The 15914-nt window shown below is 64.6% G+C and carries 13 protein-coding genes; 7 read left to right on the forward strand and 6 right to left on the reverse strand.

The genetic code is table 11. From position 1 onward, the window contains the following. The first annotated feature begins 154 nt into the window (after positions 1-154). The gene (locus FJW06_RS07285) at positions 155-1612 is read left to right on the forward strand and encodes an NCS1 family nucleobase:cation symporter-1 (protein ID WP_140750109.1); all 1458 of its coding nucleotides are present in this window, start codon (positions 155-157) and stop codon (positions 1610-1612) included. Between the two features lie 73 nt (positions 1613-1685). Here FJW06_RS07285 and FJW06_RS07290 read toward each other — a convergent pair whose 3' ends face one another. The 5 genes from FJW06_RS07290 to tpiA form a co-directional block, all read right to left on the reverse strand. Continuing rightward, positions 1686-2231 (reverse strand): DUF1697 domain-containing protein, encoded by a 546-nt coding sequence (locus FJW06_RS07290; RefSeq protein WP_140750111.1) that lies wholly within the window; start codon positions 2229-2231, stop codon positions 1686-1688. Between the two features lie 22 nt (positions 2232-2253). Beyond that, the gene (locus FJW06_RS07295) at positions 2254-3891 is read right to left on the reverse strand and encodes a CTP synthase (RefSeq protein WP_140750113.1); all 1638 of its coding nucleotides are present in this window, start codon (positions 3889-3891) and stop codon (positions 2254-2256) included. 208 nt (positions 3892-4099) lie between these two features. After that, a complete protein-coding gene (locus FJW06_RS07300) occupies positions 4100-5230 on the reverse strand; it encodes a L,D-transpeptidase (RefSeq protein ID WP_140750115.1) in 1131 nt (376 codons plus the stop codon). Between the two features lie 211 nt (positions 5231-5441). After that, on the reverse strand, positions 5442-5933 hold the full coding sequence (gene secG / locus FJW06_RS07305; RefSeq protein WP_140750117.1) for a preprotein translocase subunit SecG: 492 nt from the start codon (positions 5931-5933) through the stop codon (positions 5442-5444). A 263-nt stretch (positions 5934-6196) separates the two neighbouring features. Then, a complete protein-coding gene (tpiA, locus tag FJW06_RS07310; RefSeq protein ID WP_140750119.1) occupies positions 6197-6964 on the reverse strand; it encodes a triose-phosphate isomerase in 768 nt (255 codons plus the stop codon). Positions 6965-7107: 143 nt separating this feature from the next. Between tpiA and FJW06_RS07315 the strand changes: the two genes are divergently transcribed. From FJW06_RS07315 to lexA, 6 genes are all read left to right on the forward strand, one after another. After that, positions 7108-9003 carry a peptidyl-prolyl cis-trans isomerase gene (locus FJW06_RS07315; RefSeq protein WP_140750121.1) on the forward strand — a complete coding sequence of 632 codons (1896 nt, stop codon included), beginning with the start codon at positions 7108-7110 and terminating at the stop codon, positions 9001-9003. Continuing rightward, the gene (trpD, locus tag FJW06_RS07320) at positions 9000-10010 is read left to right on the forward strand and encodes an anthranilate phosphoribosyltransferase (protein WP_140750123.1); all 1011 of its coding nucleotides are present in this window, start codon (positions 9000-9002) and stop codon (positions 10008-10010) included. The genes FJW06_RS07315 and trpD overlap by 4 nt, the downstream gene beginning before the upstream one ends. A gap of 4 nt (positions 10011-10014) precedes the next feature. Continuing rightward, positions 10015-10827 carry an indole-3-glycerol phosphate synthase TrpC gene (gene trpC, locus FJW06_RS07325; RefSeq protein WP_140750125.1) on the forward strand — a complete coding sequence of 271 codons (813 nt, stop codon included), beginning with the start codon at positions 10015-10017 and terminating at the stop codon, positions 10825-10827. Between the two features lies 1 nt (position 10828). Continuing rightward, positions 10829-11305, forward strand: coding sequence for a cyclic pyranopterin monophosphate synthase MoaC (moaC, locus tag FJW06_RS07330; protein ID WP_140750127.1), 477 nt, complete (start codon positions 10829-10831; stop codon positions 11303-11305). Further along, positions 11305-12510 (forward strand): gephyrin-like molybdotransferase Glp, encoded by a 1206-nt coding sequence (glp, locus tag FJW06_RS07335; RefSeq protein ID WP_140750129.1) that lies wholly within the window; start codon positions 11305-11307, stop codon positions 12508-12510. Before moaC ends, glp begins: the two co-directional genes overlap by 1 nt. A gap of 115 nt (positions 12511-12625) precedes the next feature. Next, positions 12626-13366, forward strand: coding sequence for a transcriptional repressor LexA (gene lexA, locus FJW06_RS07340; RefSeq protein ID WP_140750131.1), 741 nt, complete (start codon positions 12626-12628; stop codon positions 13364-13366). Here lexA and FJW06_RS07345 read toward each other — a convergent pair. Then, positions 13360-15819, reverse strand: coding sequence for a ComEC/Rec2 family competence protein (locus FJW06_RS07345; RefSeq protein WP_140750133.1), 2460 nt, complete (start codon positions 15817-15819; stop codon positions 13360-13362). The two genes, lexA and FJW06_RS07345, sit on opposite strands and share 7 nt — an antisense overlap. Positions 15820-15914 lie beyond the last annotated feature (95 nt).

Below are 15914 nucleotides of genomic sequence, written 5' to 3' on the forward strand. Positions count from 1 at the left end.
CTGCCAGCCGGGCGCCCTCGGACAACGGCGATTCTCGTTGAATGTCTTTAAGGCGAAAGCCGGCAAATGGGTTGCTTGCCGGTTCCCCAGGGTCAGGCTTAACCTTCATGGTCAAACGCGTGAGGGCGCGTTTTGGAAAAGGGGAACACTTGCAATGACCATTCAAGGCGCCTCGCCCGACCTCTACAACGAGGATCTGGCTCCCGCAACGGTCAGGAACTGGGGACCGTTTTCGATCTTCAACGTCTGGACCTCGGACGTCCACAGCCTCTGGGGCTACTATCTGGCCGCCAGCCTGTTTCTGTTCTGTGGCGGTTTCGTCAACTTCATCATCGCCATCGGCATCGGCTCGCTGATCATCTACGGCCTGATGAACCTGGTCGGCTATGCCGGGGTGAAGACCGGCGTGCCCTACCCCGTGCTTGCCCGAGCCTCCTTTGGCATTTGGGGCGCCAACGTCCCGGCCTTGGTCCGCGCCATCGTCGCCTGCTTCTGGTACGGCGCCCAGACGGCTGCGGCGTCGGGCGCGATCGTCGCGCTGCTGACGCGCCTGCAATGGTTCGACGAGTTCAACAAGAGCTCGCATCTTCTCGGGCATTCGACCCTGGAGGTGATCTGCTTCGTCATCATCTGGACGCTGCAGCTGCTGATCATCCAGAAGGGCATGGAAACTGTCCGCCGCTTCCAGGATTGGGCCGGCCCGGCTGTCTGGATCATGATGCTGATCCTCGCCATTTTTCTTTGCGTGAAGTCCGGCACTTTCGCCTTCACCAGCGACATCCCGATGGATGTGCTGCTGGACAAGACCAAGGACGCCGGCGTTCCTGGCGAGCCTGGGTCCTGGACCGCCCTGTTCGCGGTGGCGGCGATCTGGGTCACCTACTTCTCGGCGCTCTATCTCAACTTCTGCGACTTCGCCCGCTACGCGCCGGACAATGCGGCTTTGCGCAAGGGCAACATCTGGGGCCTGCCGGTCAACCTCATCCTGTTCTCGCTGGTGGCCGGCGTCACCACGATCGCGGCCTATGACGTCTATCACGAGGTGCTTCTGCATCCCGACCAGATCTCGGCCAAGTTCGACAGCTGGTTCCTGGCCGCACTTGCCGCGCTGACCTTCGCCGTGGCGACGCTGGGCATCAACGTGGTGGCCAATTTCGTCTCGCCGGCCTTCGACTTCTCCAACGTCTTCCCGCGCCAGATCGACTTCAAGAAGGGCGGCTACATCGCGGCGCTGATCGCCCTCGTGCTCTATCCCTTCGCGCCATGGGAAGGCAGCGCCGCGTCCTTCGTCAACATCATCGGCGCGACGATGGGACCGATCTTCGGCGTGATGATGGTCGACTACTATCTGATCCGCAAAAGCGAGGTCGACGTCGAGGCGCTCTACCGCGAGGACGGCGAGTTCCGTTTCCAGAGCGGCTGGCATGTCAACGCCTTCATCGCCGCCGGCATCGGCGCCATCTTCTCCTCGATCCTGCCCAACTTCACCAACTGGCTTCCGTCCTGGTGGGGCGTCTATGGCTGGTTCTTCGGCGTGACGATCGCCGGCGCCGTCTACTACGCGCTGCGCAGCATGGCGCTTGGCGCGGGTGCGAAGGTGGCGAAGGCCTGAAACAAGGCAGTAGGCAGTAGGGACCAGGCAATAGAAAATGCCACCCTGCTGCCTACTGCCTACTGCCTACTGCCTACTGCCTACTGCCTACCATCTCCGCTAGCCGCCGCACCGTGTTCCAGTTCCGCGCCGTGCCGACGCCGAAGCGCTTGTGATTGGCGGCGGCGAGCAGCCGCGAGCTCGGTCGCTCGCGCGAGAAGACAAGCCAGATATCGCCGTCGATCAAAAGTACCTTCTCATCGTTAGCAGCGCGGGCCTGAAGTTCCGACAAGGCTTCCTCGCCGACAGGCTGGCGCATGACCCGAACCGCGACCTGATCAGCGGCTTCAGCCGACTCGGCAGGGAACGGATTGGAAGCCGCAAGCTTCAACCAATCCTCGGCCCCACGCACGATGATGTCGACATGGCGGCCGAAGGTCTTTTCAAAGGCTATTTCCAGCCGCTGCTCGAGCTTTGAGATTTCGCCCGCCCGCGCCTCGAACACCAGATTGCCGGTCGCGACCAGCGTGCGGACGTTCTTCAGCCCCAGTTCCTCAGCCATCGCCTTGAGATCGGCCATGACCACGCGCCGCCCCTCGCCCAGGATGATGCTGTAGAGCAGCGCGACGTAGGTTTGCATGGCCGATGTGCGGGCCGGTCGCTCAAACCAGCCGCGACTGATCCACGGCGGCCGAAATGAAGCTGGCGAACAACGGGTGCGGATCGAGCGGCCGGCTCTTCAGTTCGGGGTGGTATTGCACGCCGATGAACCACGGATGGTCGGGATATTCGACCGTCTCGGGCAGCACGCCGTCGGGCGACATGCCAGCAAAAACCAGGCCGCAATCCTCGAGCCGCTGCTTGTAGTCGATGTTGACCTCGTAGCGGTGCCGGTGGCGTTCGGAAATCTGCGTGTCGCCATAGATTTCGGCTATCTTCGAGCCCTTGGCGAGTTCGGCCTGGTAGGCGCCGAGCCGCATCGTGCCGCCAAGGTCGCCGGTGGCCCTGCGCTTCTCCAGCATATTGCCCTTAAGCCACTCGGTCATCAGGCCGACGACGGGCTCATCGGTCGGGCCGAATTCGGTCGACGATGCATGGTCGACGCCCGCCAGCGAGCGAGCCGCCTCGATGCAGGCCATCTGCATGCCGAAGCAGATGCCGAAGTAAGGCACCTTGCGCTCGCGCGCGAACTTTGCCGCCAGGACCTTGCCTTCCGAACCGCGCTCGCCAAAACCGCCGGGAACGAGGATGCCGTGCACCTTCTCCAGCCACGGCGCTGGGTCTTCCTTCTCGAAGATCTCGCTTTCGATCCAGTCGAGCTTGACTTTGACCCGGTTGGCGAGGCCGCCATGCGACAGCGCCTCGATCAGCGATTTATAGGCATCCTTGAGCCCGGTGTACTTGCCGACGACGGCGATCGTCACCTCGCCTTCCGGATTGTGGATGCGCTTGGACAGCGCCTGCCACGGCTCCATGCGCGGCTTCGGCGCCGGGTCGATGCCGAAAGCGGCCAGCACTTCCGAATCGAGCCCTTCCTGGTGATAGGCCATCGGCACGTCGTAGATATGCGGCACGTCCAGCGCTTGAATGACGGCGCTTTCGCGCACGTTGCAGAACAGCGACAGCTTGCGGCGCTCTTCCTTGGGGATCGGCCTGTCGGCGCGCACCAGAAGGATGTCGGGCGCGATGCCGATGCCGCGCAATTCCTTCACCGAATGCTGCGTCGGCTTGGTCTTCAATTCGCCGGCCGTCGGGATGTAGGGCATCAGCGTCAGATGCACATAGACCGCGTTGTTGCGCGGCAGGTCGTTGCCGAGCTGGCGGATCGCCTCCAGGAATGGCATCGCCTCGATGTCGCCGACCGTGCCGCCGATCTCGCACAGCACGAAATCGTAGTCGTCATTGCCGTCCAGCACGAAGTGTTTGATCTCGTCGGTGACGTGCGGGATCACCTGCACGGTCGCGCCGAGATAGTCGCCGCGCCGCTCGCGCTCGATGATGTTCTTGTAGATGCGGCCGGTGGTGATGTTGTCCTGCTGGTTGGCCGAGCGGCCGGTGAACCGCTCGTAATGGCCGAGATCGAGATCGGTTTCGGCGCCGTCGTCGGTCACGAACACTTCGCCATGCTGGTAAGGCGACATCGTTCCGGGGTCGACATTCAAGTAAGGATCGAGCTTTTTGATCCGCGCGCGATAGCCTCGCGCCTGCAGGAGAGCCCCAAGAGCTGCTGCGGCGATGCCTTTTCCGAGTGAGGAAACCACGCCGCCTGTGATGAATACATATCGCGCCATGGGAGTCATCGCTTAACGCGGCCTGATTGATTCCGCCAGAGAAAAAACCGCCGCGAAGGCTTTTTCCCAAAATGGCGCCGGTGCCTCTAGAGCATGATCCCGAAAAGTGGAAACCGGTTTTCGGGAAAGATCATGCTCCAAACAAGGAACAGCCTTGGATTCGGTCAAAACAAAAGGGCCGGCGGTGCCGGCCCTTTCGGCAGTTTGATGGAAATCGTTAGATAATAACGACCTTGGTACCGATCTTGACGCGGCTGTAGAGGTCCATGACGTGCTCGTTGATCATGCGGAAGCATCCGTTCGACGCGCTGGTTCCGATCGACTGCGGCGCGATGGTGCCGTGGATGCGCAGATGCGTGTCCTTCTTGCCGTCATAGAGGTAGATAGCGCGCGCGCCGAGCGGATTCTCGCCGCCGCCGGGCATGCCGTCCTTGTACTGGCCGTAATGCTTCGGCTCGCGCTTCTGCATATCGAGCGTCGGAATCCAGCGCGGCCATTCCTGCTTGTCGCCGACAGCCACCGTGCCCTTGAACTGCAAGCCTTCGCGGCCGACAGCGATGGCATAGCGGCGCGCGGTCGAATAGCTCTCGACCAGATAGAGGCGGCGAGCGCTGGTATCGATGACGATCGTGCCCGGCTCATAGCCGGAGAAGGAGACATCCTGTGGCACGAATTCCGGCTTCACCTTGAAGGGCCGCTTGGCGTCCTTCTTGGCGAGCGCCGAATCGAGCGCACGGGTCTCGGGCAGATAGTTGATGGAAGTCGCCTGGGCGCCGCCGAAGAGGCCGGCGAACAGCCCGCCGCTGCTCGTCTGCTTCTGGCCGGGTTGCTCACTGCGCAATTCGCCGTTGTTGCCGGTGGCGGTGACGTTCATGGCTTCCGCCGGGATCGGCTCTTCGGCCTTGACCGGAGCGAGCGGCGCTATCGGCTCCAGCGGCGCAAGGATCTTGGTGGTCTTCTTGGCAGGCTTGGCGTCGGCAGCTTCGGCCGGAGCGGCCGCGCCACCGCTCTTTCTGGCGAGCCATTCCTGGCGCGCGGCATCCGCCTTGGCCTTGGCCGCCTCGCGCATCGCCATCTTGCGAGCCTCGAGCGCCTTCTGCTTGGCGGCTTCCTTGTCGGCCGCGATCTTGGCCTCGAGCTTGCTGATCTGCGCAAGATCCGCCGAGGTCGGACTTTTCTTCTTCTTGAGAAGCCTCAGCTGCGATGCGTCGCTCTTGGCGGCGACAGGAATTGCGTCGGTCTTCTCAACCGACGGGGAAGTGGCCAGGTTTGCCGGTCCGGCAAGGGCCGAGGAACCCATGCCGAGGACGGCACAGAATCCCAGAAGGATTAAGCTGCGAAGCTGCATGGCGAAGATCCGATTTCAAAGCAAGTTGCCCACGGCGTCGCCCGGCGCCCCCCAAGGACGCCGAAAAGTGCCGCGCGCAATCTATAATCGATTAGCCGTCATCGCCTCAAGCTGAGGCACGCGCTACGCCCGGTTGAATCTTCGTGATCGGACGCGCATTTGCCGCGACTGTGTTCAAAGAACCACAGATCGCGGCCCGGTGCTTTTCCGGCTACTGGTTTGGAACCTGCGGGGTAACCGGCAAGGTGACGCCGTTGTTTGCCGGCGGCGTGGCCGGATTCGCAGGCGCCGGAGCGGGCGTCGCCGGGGCCGGCGCGGCGGTGCCATTGGCAAGCGGCGTGGTGGTCGTCGCACCGCCCGACGGGGCCGCGGGAGCCGCGGGCTTGGAGGCGCCCACCGGTCCGTTGGAACCCGGCAGCTGGTTGAGCACGCCGTTGCCCTGGCTGGACGTCGCCGGGCGGTCGAGGATGTCGATCGGCTTCTCGCTGTAGCGGGCAAGGATCGACAGCGCCAGCGAAGTCACGAAGAAGGCCGCCGCCAGGATTGCGGTGGCGCGAGTCAGTGCGTTGGCGGCGCCCCGCGCCGTCATGAAGCCGGAACCGCCGCCGATGCCCAGACCGCCGCCTTCGGAGCGCTGCAGCAGCACCACGCCGACAAGCGCGAGCACGACCATGAGGTGGATGACGATCAGTACGGTTTCCATAATTTATCCTGGCGAGGCCAAGCGCTGCCGCGCATACGACCGGTGTTTTGGAGGCGGCTCCTTACAATGCTTTGGCGGCATTTCCAAGCCCGTGGCCGGGAATATGGGAAGCAATGCGGCCAATACAACGATTTATGCCGCGCAGGCTTGGCAGACGCTCTCTAAAGCATGTCTCCCGAAAGTGGGAACCGGTTTCGGGATAAGACATGCGTAAGATCAAAACCTGAAGCGCATGGAGCGAACCTGAAAGATCGCGGCGCGCTTTAGGAGATGTTCATGTAGGCTTCCGCGATGGCCAGGAAGTCGGCCGCCTTGAGGCTGGCGCCGCCGACCAGCGCGCCGTCGACATTCTCGACGCCGAGCAGTTCCACCGCATTGGAAGGCTTGACCGAGCCGCCGTAAAGAATGCGCATCTTCGCCGCGGCATCGCCGAGCAATCCGGTCAGCTTGCCGCGGATATGCGCATGCGCCTCGGCAACGTCGGCCGCGGTCGGAGTCAGGCCGGTGCCGATCGCCCAGACCGGCTCATAGGCAATGATGCTGTTCGCCGCGGTGGCGCTGGTCGGAACCGACCCTTCGAGCTGGCGCGACAAAACGTCGAGCGTGGCGCCTGCCTCGCGCTCGGCGCGCGTCTCGCCGATGCAGATGATGGCCACCAGCCCTGCCCGCCAGGCGGCCGATGCCTTGGCATGGACCGTCGCGTCATTGTCGCCGAACAGTTCGCGGCGCTCCGAATGGCCGACGATCACATGGCTCGCGCCGGCATCCTTGAGCATCTCGGCCGAAATCTCGCCGGTGAAGGCGCCGCTCTCCTTTGGATGGCAATCTTCTCCGCCGGCCCGCACCGGCGTGCGCGACAAGATCTCGGCGGCGCGCTGGAGCAAGGTCGCCGGTACGCACACCAGGGCTTCGGTCTCAGCGTCGAGCCCGCTCATGAACCCGTTGCCGATCGACCGCAACTCGTTGAGCGAGGCGCTGGTGCCGTTCATTTTCCAGTTGCCGGCGACAAGCGGGCGGATTCCAGGGGTCATGGGGCGCGTTCTCCGGGCGACATTAAGCAGCGCCCTCACTACCAAAATCAGGTCACAAAGCAATCGACAGTGGACCGGAAGGGCGCTATTGCGCTTGTTTCAGACTCGGCGCATGCGAAAATGCGCACAAATCGGAAGTATGCATGCTTGGTATATTGAGAAGCGCGGCGGGCACCTGGGTCGCGAAGGCGTTGCTGTCCTTGCTGGTGATCAGTTTCGCCGCCTGGGGCATCACCACCCGCATGGTGGGGGGCGTTCTCGGCGGTCATCACGCGGTGATTACGGCCGGCGGCACGGAGGTCTCGATCAACGAGTACCGCCTCGCTTACGACCGCCAGCTCAGCCTTCTGTCGCAGCAATATGGCCAGCGCGTCACCCAGGAGCAGGCCAAGCTGCTCGGCGTCGACAACCAGGTGCTGGCGCAGCTCGTTTCGGGCGCCGTGCTCGACGAGCAGGCGCGCAAGCTCGGGCTCGGCCTTTCCAAGGACCGGCTGGCCGAACTGACGCGCGAGGACCCGGCTTTCAAGGGCCCCAGCGGTCAGTTCGATCGCCGGACCTTCGAATATCTCCTGCGCCAGCTCGGCATGCGGCCTGAGGACTATCTCAAGAACCGCGCGCAGGTGGCCGTGCGCCAGCAGATCGTCGAGGCGATCTCCGACGGCCTGAAGGTGCCGCAGACGTTCCTGAAGGCGGTCTCGCTCTATCGCGGCGAGGATCGCACGATCGACTATCTCGTCCTGCCGAAGACCCTCGTGCAGCCGATCGAGGCGCCGTCCGACAGCGCCATCAACGCCTATTTCGAGGCCAACAAGAAGACCTATGCCGCGCCGGAATACCGCAAATTCTCCTATGTCCGGCTGGAGCCGCAGGACATCGCGGATCCGTCCGCAGTGACCGACCAGCAGGTCAGCGACGACTACAAGAAAAATATCGCGCGCTACACGACGCCCGAGATGCGCACCATCGAGCAGTTGGTGTTCAGGACGCCGGATGCGGCGAAGGCCGCCTACGATTCGCTGAAGGCAGGCGCCACTTTCGACAAGCTCATCACCGCCGAAGGCAAGACACCGGCCGACACGCTGCTTGGCACGCTGTCGAGGGACAAGATCGCCGACAAGGCAGTCGCCGATGCCGCCTTCTCGCTCAACGTCAACGAGGTGAGCCCGGTCGTTCAGGGCGCCTTCGGCCCCGTGCTCTTGCGCGTCACCGAGATCAAGCCGCAGGTGGTGAAGCCGCTTTCGGAAGTGTCCGCCCAGATCCGCAAGGACCTGGCGCTCGGCGAAGCAAGCCGCATCCTGCTCGACGTCCATGACAGCTATGAGGACACCCGCGCCTCGGGCGCCTCGCTTGCCCAGGCCGCCGAGAAGCTGAAGCTCAAGGTCGTCACCATCGACGCTATCGACCGTACGGGCCAGCGGCCGGACGGCACGATCGTCAACGACCTGCCGGAATCAGCCACGCTGATCAAGTCGGTGTTCGCGGCCGAACCCAACACCGAGAACGAGGGCCTGACGACCGCGGACAATGGCTTTGTCTTCTACGAGGTGCAGTCGATCACGCCGGCGCGCGACCGCACGCTGGACGAAGTCCGCAAGAAGGTCGTGGCCGACTGGACGGAGGCCGAGACCGACAAGCGGCTCGACGCGAAGGCCAAGGAGCTGGAGAAGCGCCTCAAGGCCGGCACCACGCTCGACGTCATTGCCGGCGAGCTCAAGCTCGACAAGCAGACCAAGCGCGGCCTGAAGCGCGAAGCCGACGATGCCGATTTCGGCAAGGAGGGCGCCGCGGCGATGTTCAGCGTCGGCGAAGGCGGCACCGGTTTGATCGCCTCGCCCACCGGCGACGGCCAGATCCTGTTCAAGGTCGCCGAGGTCTTCGAGCCGGCGGGCGCCGACGGCAGCGCGGTGCCCGACGACGCGCAGAAATCCTTCGGCGCCGGCATGTCCGACGACCTGCTCGACCAGCTGGTGGCGCAGCTGCAATCGCAATATGACGTTCGCATCGACCCGAACGCTGTTTCGCAAGCACAGACACCATGAGCGCGCTGAAGACACACATAGCCAAGGTCGCCGCGGGCACCGCGCTTTCCTTCGAGGAGGCGCGTGAGGCGTTCGACATCATCATGTCGGGCGATGCGACGCCCGGCCAGATCGGCGGCTTCCTGATGGCGCTGCGCGTGCGCGGCGAGACGGTGAGCGAGATATCCGGCGCGGTGGCGACGATGCGCGCCAAGATGCTGCGTGTCGAGGCGCCGCACGGCGCCATCGACATCGTCGGCACCGGCGGCGACAATTCGCACTCGGTCAACATCTCGACCGCTTCGGCCTTCGTCATCGCCGCCGCCGGCGTGCCCGTCGCCAAGCATGGCAATCGTGGCCTGTCCTCGCTGACCGGCTCCGCCGACGTGCTGACGGCGCTGGGCGTCAAGATCGATATCTCGCCGGAGATGATCGGCCGCTGCATCCACGAGGCCGGTGTCGGCTTCATGTTCGCGCCGGCGCATCATCCGGCGATGAAGCATGTCGGGCCGACCCGCGTCGAGCTCGGCACGCGCACCATCTTCAACCTGCTCGGTCCGCTGTCGAACCCCGCCGGCGTCAGCCGTCAGATGGTCGGCGTTTTCCTGCCGGAATGGATCATGCCGGTGGCCGAGACGCTGAAGGCGCTGGGCGCCGAGCACGCTTGGGTCGTCCATGGCGATGGCTATGACGAGATCACCACCACCGGCGAGACCCAGGTGGCGGAGCTTGCCGGCGGCGAGATCCGCAGCTTCACCCTGACGCCGGAAACCGTCGGGTTGAAGCGGCACACCAAGGAAGAGCTGCGCGGTGGCGACGCGGCCTACAACGCCAAGGAATTGCGCGATATGCTGAGCGGGGCCGCCGGTGCTTATCGCGACACGGCGCTGATGAATGCCGGCGCCGGGCTGGTCGTAGCCGGCAAGGCGACGACTTTGGCCGACGGCATCGCCGCCGCGGCACAAGCGATCGACAGCGGCCGCGCGCTTGGCGTGCTGGACAAGCTGGTCGAGATTTCGAACGGGTAAGGCCTTGTCGGATATCCTGCGCAAGATCGAAGCCTATAAACGCGACGAGATCGCTGCGGCGAAAGCGAAAGTGCCGCTGGCCGAGATCAAGGCTCGGGCAAAGGATGCCGGTGCGACGCGCGGTTTTTTGGCGGCGCTCGAGGCGAAGCGCAGAGCGGGGAGCTTCGGCCTGATCGCCGAAATCAAGAAGGCCAGCCCTTCCAAGGGCTTGATCCGAGCCGATTTCGATCCGCCGGCGCTGGCCAAGGCCTACCAGAAAGGTGGCGCCGCCTGCCTTTCGGTGCTTACTGACGCCCCGTCTTTCCAGGGCGCTCCGGAATTTCTCACCAATGCGCGCAAGGCGGTATCCCTGCCCGCGTTACGTAAGGATTTCCTGTTCGACCCTTACCAGGTCTACGAAGCACGCGCATGGGGCGCAGACGCCATCCTGATCATCATGGCAAGCGTGGACGATGCCTTGGCGGGCGAATTGGAAGCTACCGCCTTCGAACTCGAGATGGACGCGCTGATCGAGGTGCATGACGAGGCCGAAACGGAGCGCGCGCTAAAATTGTCGTCGCGGCTGATCGGTATCAACAACCGCAATTTGCGGAACTTCGAGACCAGCCTCGAGACATCCGAGCGGGTGGCGCCGATGGTGCCGGGCGGCTACCTGCTGGTCGGCGAGAGCGGCATCTTCACCCACGACGACTGCCTCAGGCTGCAGAAGACCGGCATCAGCACCTTCCTGGTCGGCGAGAGCCTCATGCGGCAGGCGGACGTAGCCGCGGCGACCGAGCTTCTGCTGACGGGCAAGGCAGCGGCCGAGGCCATCTGATATGGCCCTCACCCATCTCGGCGCCAAGGGCGAAGCCAACATGGTCGATGTCGGCGACAAGGTCGAGACGACGCGCACGGCAATCGCCGAAGGTGTTGTCACCATGCAGCCGAAAACGCTGGAGATGATTCTGGCCGGCGATGCCAAGAAGGGCGATGTGCTGGGCACGGCGCGCATTGCCGGCATCATGGCGGCGAAGAAGACGCATGAACTGATCCCGCTTTGCCATACTCTGCTTCTCACCAAAGTGGCCGTCGACATCGAGCCGGACCGCACGCTGCCCGGCCTCAAGGTCACCGCGCTCGCCCGCGTCACCGGCAAGACGGGGGTGGAGATGGAAGCGCTGACCGCCGCTTCGGTCGCGTGCCTAACTATCTATGACATGGCCAAGGCGGCGGACCGCGGCATGGTGATTTCCGGTATCCGGCTGGTCGAGAAGACCGGCGGCAAGTCCGGCGACTACAAGGTGGATGCCTGATGGCCCTGGTTCCGGTCGCCGAAGCTCTCGAACGATTGCTCGACGGCGCGGCGCCTTTGCCGGGCGAAAGCATGCCGCTGGCGGACGCGGCCGGGCGGGTCCTGGCGGAACCGGTTGTGGCGCTGCGCACGCAGCCGCCGTTCAACGCCTCGGCGATGGACGGCTACGCCGCACGCTCCGCCGATGTTGCCGCTGCGCCGGCGCGGCTCGAGGTCATAGGCATGGCGCCGGCCGGGCGCGGCTTTTCCGGGACCGTCGGCGACGGCCAGGCCGTGCGCATCTTCACCGGCGCGCCGCTGCCTGAAGGCGCCGACACCATCGTCATCCAGGAAAACGTCCGTGATCTCGGCAGTGGCCGGATCGAGGTGACGGAACCGACCGCGCAAGCACGCAATGTCCGCCGCCGCGGGCTCGACTTCGTCCAGGGCGACGTGCTGCTCGAAAAGGGCCGTGTACTCGATGCCGCGGCGCTTTCGCTGGCCGCCTCGGCCAACCATCCCGCCTTGAACGTCGTGCGCCGGCCGCGGGTCGCCATCATCGCCACCGGCGACGAATTGCTGCCGCCGGGCAGCGCGCTCGGCCCCGATCAGATCATCTCGTCCAACGCCTATGGCGTTGCCGCCGCCGCCCAGTCGGTCGGCGCGCGTGCGCTTGATCTCGGCATCGCGGCCGACCGCAAGGAGGCTATCGCTGCGCTGGTCAGGAAAGCGGTCGAGGCGAACGCCGATGTCATCGTCACGCTCGGCGGCGCCTCGGTGGGCGATCACGACCTGATCCATGACGTGCTGACCGGCGAAGGCATGAAGCTCGACTTCTGGAAGATCGCCATGCGCCCCGGCAAACCGCTGATGTTCGGCCGGCTTGGCAATGTCCGCTGCATCGGCCTGCCCGGCAACCCGGTGGCCAGCATCGTCTGCTCGCAACTGTTCCTCAAGCCGCTGCTTGCCCGGCTCGGCGGCCGCGACTACAGGCAAGACCTACGAAGGGCCCGGTTGGGCGCCCCGATGCAGGCCAACGATCTCCGGCAGGACTATGTGCGCGCCGTCGCGCGCGACAACGATGGCACGCTCGTTGCGACCCCCTTCGGCATCCAGGACTCCTCGATGTTGAGAATGCTCGCCGACGCCAACGGCCTGATCGTGCGCGAGCCCTTTGCGCCGGCCGCCGAAACAGGCGCCGAATGCAGCGTCCTGATGTTACGCTGAACAAAACGTCAACAAATTCACTAAACTTTAAACGGTTGCGGAACACAACTGGAACAGATAGTGTTTGTTCTGGGTTTGTTTTCTGATTCTGGTTTCAGAACCCGTGGGGGCCGCCATGCTGACGCGCAAACAACATGAACTTCTGATGTTCATCCACGAAAGGCTGAAGGAAAGCGGGATTCCGCCGTCTTTCGACGAGATGAAGGAAGCGCTCGATCTCGCCTCCAAGTCCGGCATCCACCGGCTGATCACGGCGCTGGAGGAACGCGGCTTCATTCGCCGGCTGCCGAACCGGGCGCGTGCGCTGGAAGTGCTGCGCCTGCCCGACTCGATCGCCCCCGGCCTCAATGCAGCGAAGAAGTTTTCGCCGAGCGTCATCCAGGGCAGCCTGGGTCAGAACAATCTCAGCCGTCAGGTGAAGCCGGCCACGCCGTCGCGTGCCCCGACGCCAAGCAATGACGACGATGCCGGCTCGGCCGTATCCATCCCGGTGATGGGCCGCATTGCCGCCGGCGTGCCGATCGACGCCATCCAGCATCAGACGCATTCGATCGCCGTGCCGCCGGACATGATTGCCGGCGGCGAGCATTACGCGCTGGAGGTGAAGGGCGACTCGATGATCGAGGCCGGCATCTTCGACGGCGACACCGTCATCATCCGCAACGCCAACACGGCCAGCCCAGGCGAGATCGTGGTGGCGCTGGTCGACGACGAGGAAGCGACGCTCAAGCGCTTCCGCCGCAAGGGTGCCTCGATCGCGCTGGAGGCCGCCAACCCGGCCTACGAGACCCGCATCTTCGGGCCCGACCGGGTAAAGGTGCAGGGCAAGCTTGTCGGGCTGATCCGCCGCTACTGATCCGGTTGCGAAGGTTTCGCATCCGTCCGTTCAGGCTTCTGATAGGGCGGCAGTCCTCTCGCCTCGCGCGTATATTTCCGCTGCTCGTGCCAGGGCCGGTATGGCTCTTCCACTGCATAGCGAACGGCCGGCCGCGCGGTTGCCGATTGCGGATCGAAGAAAACGGCGGCGCTGCCGTCGCGCGCCAGTTGCCGCTTGGTGACGACAAGCACGCGCGGATCCCAACAGGGGTTATAGGCCGTGGCGTCGTTGATGACGATGAGGTCGGCGAAGCCGCAGGCCGGCCGGGCGCTGTCGCGGCCTTCGGCGAGCGCCACGATCGCGCCGGATGGATGCCGGCCGATGCAGAGATCGCCCGTGCAATAGAAGGGCGAGCCGGGTGGCAGGTCGACGGGATCGGCGATGTCCAGCGTATCTTTGGCGAACCTTTCCGGCGGCACGATATCCTCGGCCTTCAGCGCCCGCTTCCAATTATCGGTGGTGAATTCGTTGGAGCGTTCGCGATTGACGGCAAGCTCCCCGCCGCCGATCGGCATCGCCACCAGATGCGCGTCCTCGGAGATGAGCACATCCGGCGTGCGGACATGCGGAATGGCCAGCAGCGCGGCGAGCGCGAAGGGAACGGCGGCGAGCCTGAGCCAAGTGGTGGCCATTGTCGCGATGACCAGCGCGATGGTCGCCAGCAGCACCGACTGGATCGAGATCAGCCCGACAGCGTCTACCGGTGAGCGCTCCGATATCCATGCCGAAATGGCGATCAACGCCGTCAGGCCCTTGCCCATGACAAAGAGGAACGGACCGTCGAAGCCGAAGGGCATGGCCAGCGCGCTCAGCACGGCGAACGGCATGACGATCAGCGAGACGATCGGCATGACAGCCAGATTGGCAAGCAGGCTGAGCGGCGACACGCGCTGGAAATGCCAGATCGCAAACAGCAACGTCGCGCTGCCCGCGATGAGCGACGTCACGGCGGCGCCGCCCACGCCAACCGCCAGTTTTCGCGACAGGAACCCGAGGAACGAACGCTTTGCCGGCGGCGCGGTCGTTTTGCCGGCGCGATAATCGGCAAAGCCGGCATAGGCGCCGACCAGGGCGGCGGTGGCGGCGAAGGACATCTGGAAACTCGGGCCGACCACTTCATGCGGCGAGACGAGAATCACGGCGATGGCTGAGATCGCCAGGTTGCGCATGGTGAGCGCCGCTCGGTCGAAGAGCACGGCGGCGAGCATCACGGCGAGCATAATGAAGCTTCGCTCGGCCGCCACCACGATGCCCGAGATCACGAGATAGGCGGCGATCGAGATGAGCGCGATCGCGGCGGCGTATTTCTTCACCGGCCGCCGCGACGCGAAGTCGGGAAACAGCGCGAAGGCGCCGCGCAAAAGTACCATGATCGTGCCGGCGACCAGCGCCATGTGGAGGCCGGAAATCGAGATGATGTGGTAGATGCCGGTGCGCCGCATCGACTCGTTGATCGCTTCCGGAATGCCGGCGCGCACGCCGACGATCAGAGCCGCCGCGATCTCGCCCTCGGGCCCTCCGATGCTGCTCCTGATGTGGTCGGCGATCCCCTCGCGCGCGTTCTCGATTGCCGATGCGAAGCGCGCGCCAAAAGGCGCATCCACCGGCGCAACAAGTTTCGGATCGCCCAGGAAAAAACCGCTGCCGCCGATGCCGGAAAAGTAGCTGTCAAAGGAAAAGTCGTAGCTGTCCGGCCGAACCGGGCCGGTCGGCGGCAGCAGCTTCGCATAGCCCGTCAGCATCGATCCGGCCGTCATGCCGGGCGGGATCCTGCGCGCCGACAGCCTGACGCGGTCCGGTGCGTAGCGCAGCTTCGGATGTTCCGTTGAGATCAGATCGATGGTCAGCCGGACACGGCCATTGGCCATCGCCTCGGCGATGACGAGGCGGCCCGTCAGCCGTGTCTGGATTTCGGAGCCCAGCATCGGGGTCGCCATCCGCCAGGTCTCCACCTTGGCCGCCAGAAAGCCGAGTGCGCAGAAGAGCGATGCCATGAAGACAAGATGCGTTCTCTGCCGGGAGCGCGATATCGCCGCGCAGACAGCCATCAGAACCGCCGCCGCAAGCGGCCTGTAGAGATCCGGCTCGGTGCTCAGCGAAAAGTAATAGATCACGCCGGCGGCCAGGAACACCGGCACCAGCAGAAAGCCTACGCCGCGGTCGAGCTCGGTGGTGGCAGCGACCGCAACGCTTCGGCGCAGCGCAGGAAGCGAAACGCGGCCAAGCTGTTTGCGGATCCTGCCGACGATCCCTGTTGGCACGGCCGGCTGCAGCGCGCCGCCACCGGGCGGCGGCCGTTCGGCGGGTGGACGGAGTTCCGGAAGCGAAAGCGGCGCTTCTGCGGTGGGCTCGGTATGGGCAAACATCAGGCGTTCGCTGACGCCTGCTGTCATTCCCCCGCCCTCTTCCGTGCCCCGGCCACGTCCAGCCATCGGGTCTGCCCCTTGCGCCCCAGACCGCCTATGCTACATGAACGCCGGTCGCGTGGAAGTCTGCGCGAAATATGCATTTTTCAGTGCTTCTTCGA

The organism is Mesorhizobium sp. B4-1-3 (genome assembly GCF_006439355.1).
Classification (GTDB): domain Bacteria; phylum Pseudomonadota; class Alphaproteobacteria; order Rhizobiales; family Rhizobiaceae; genus Mesorhizobium.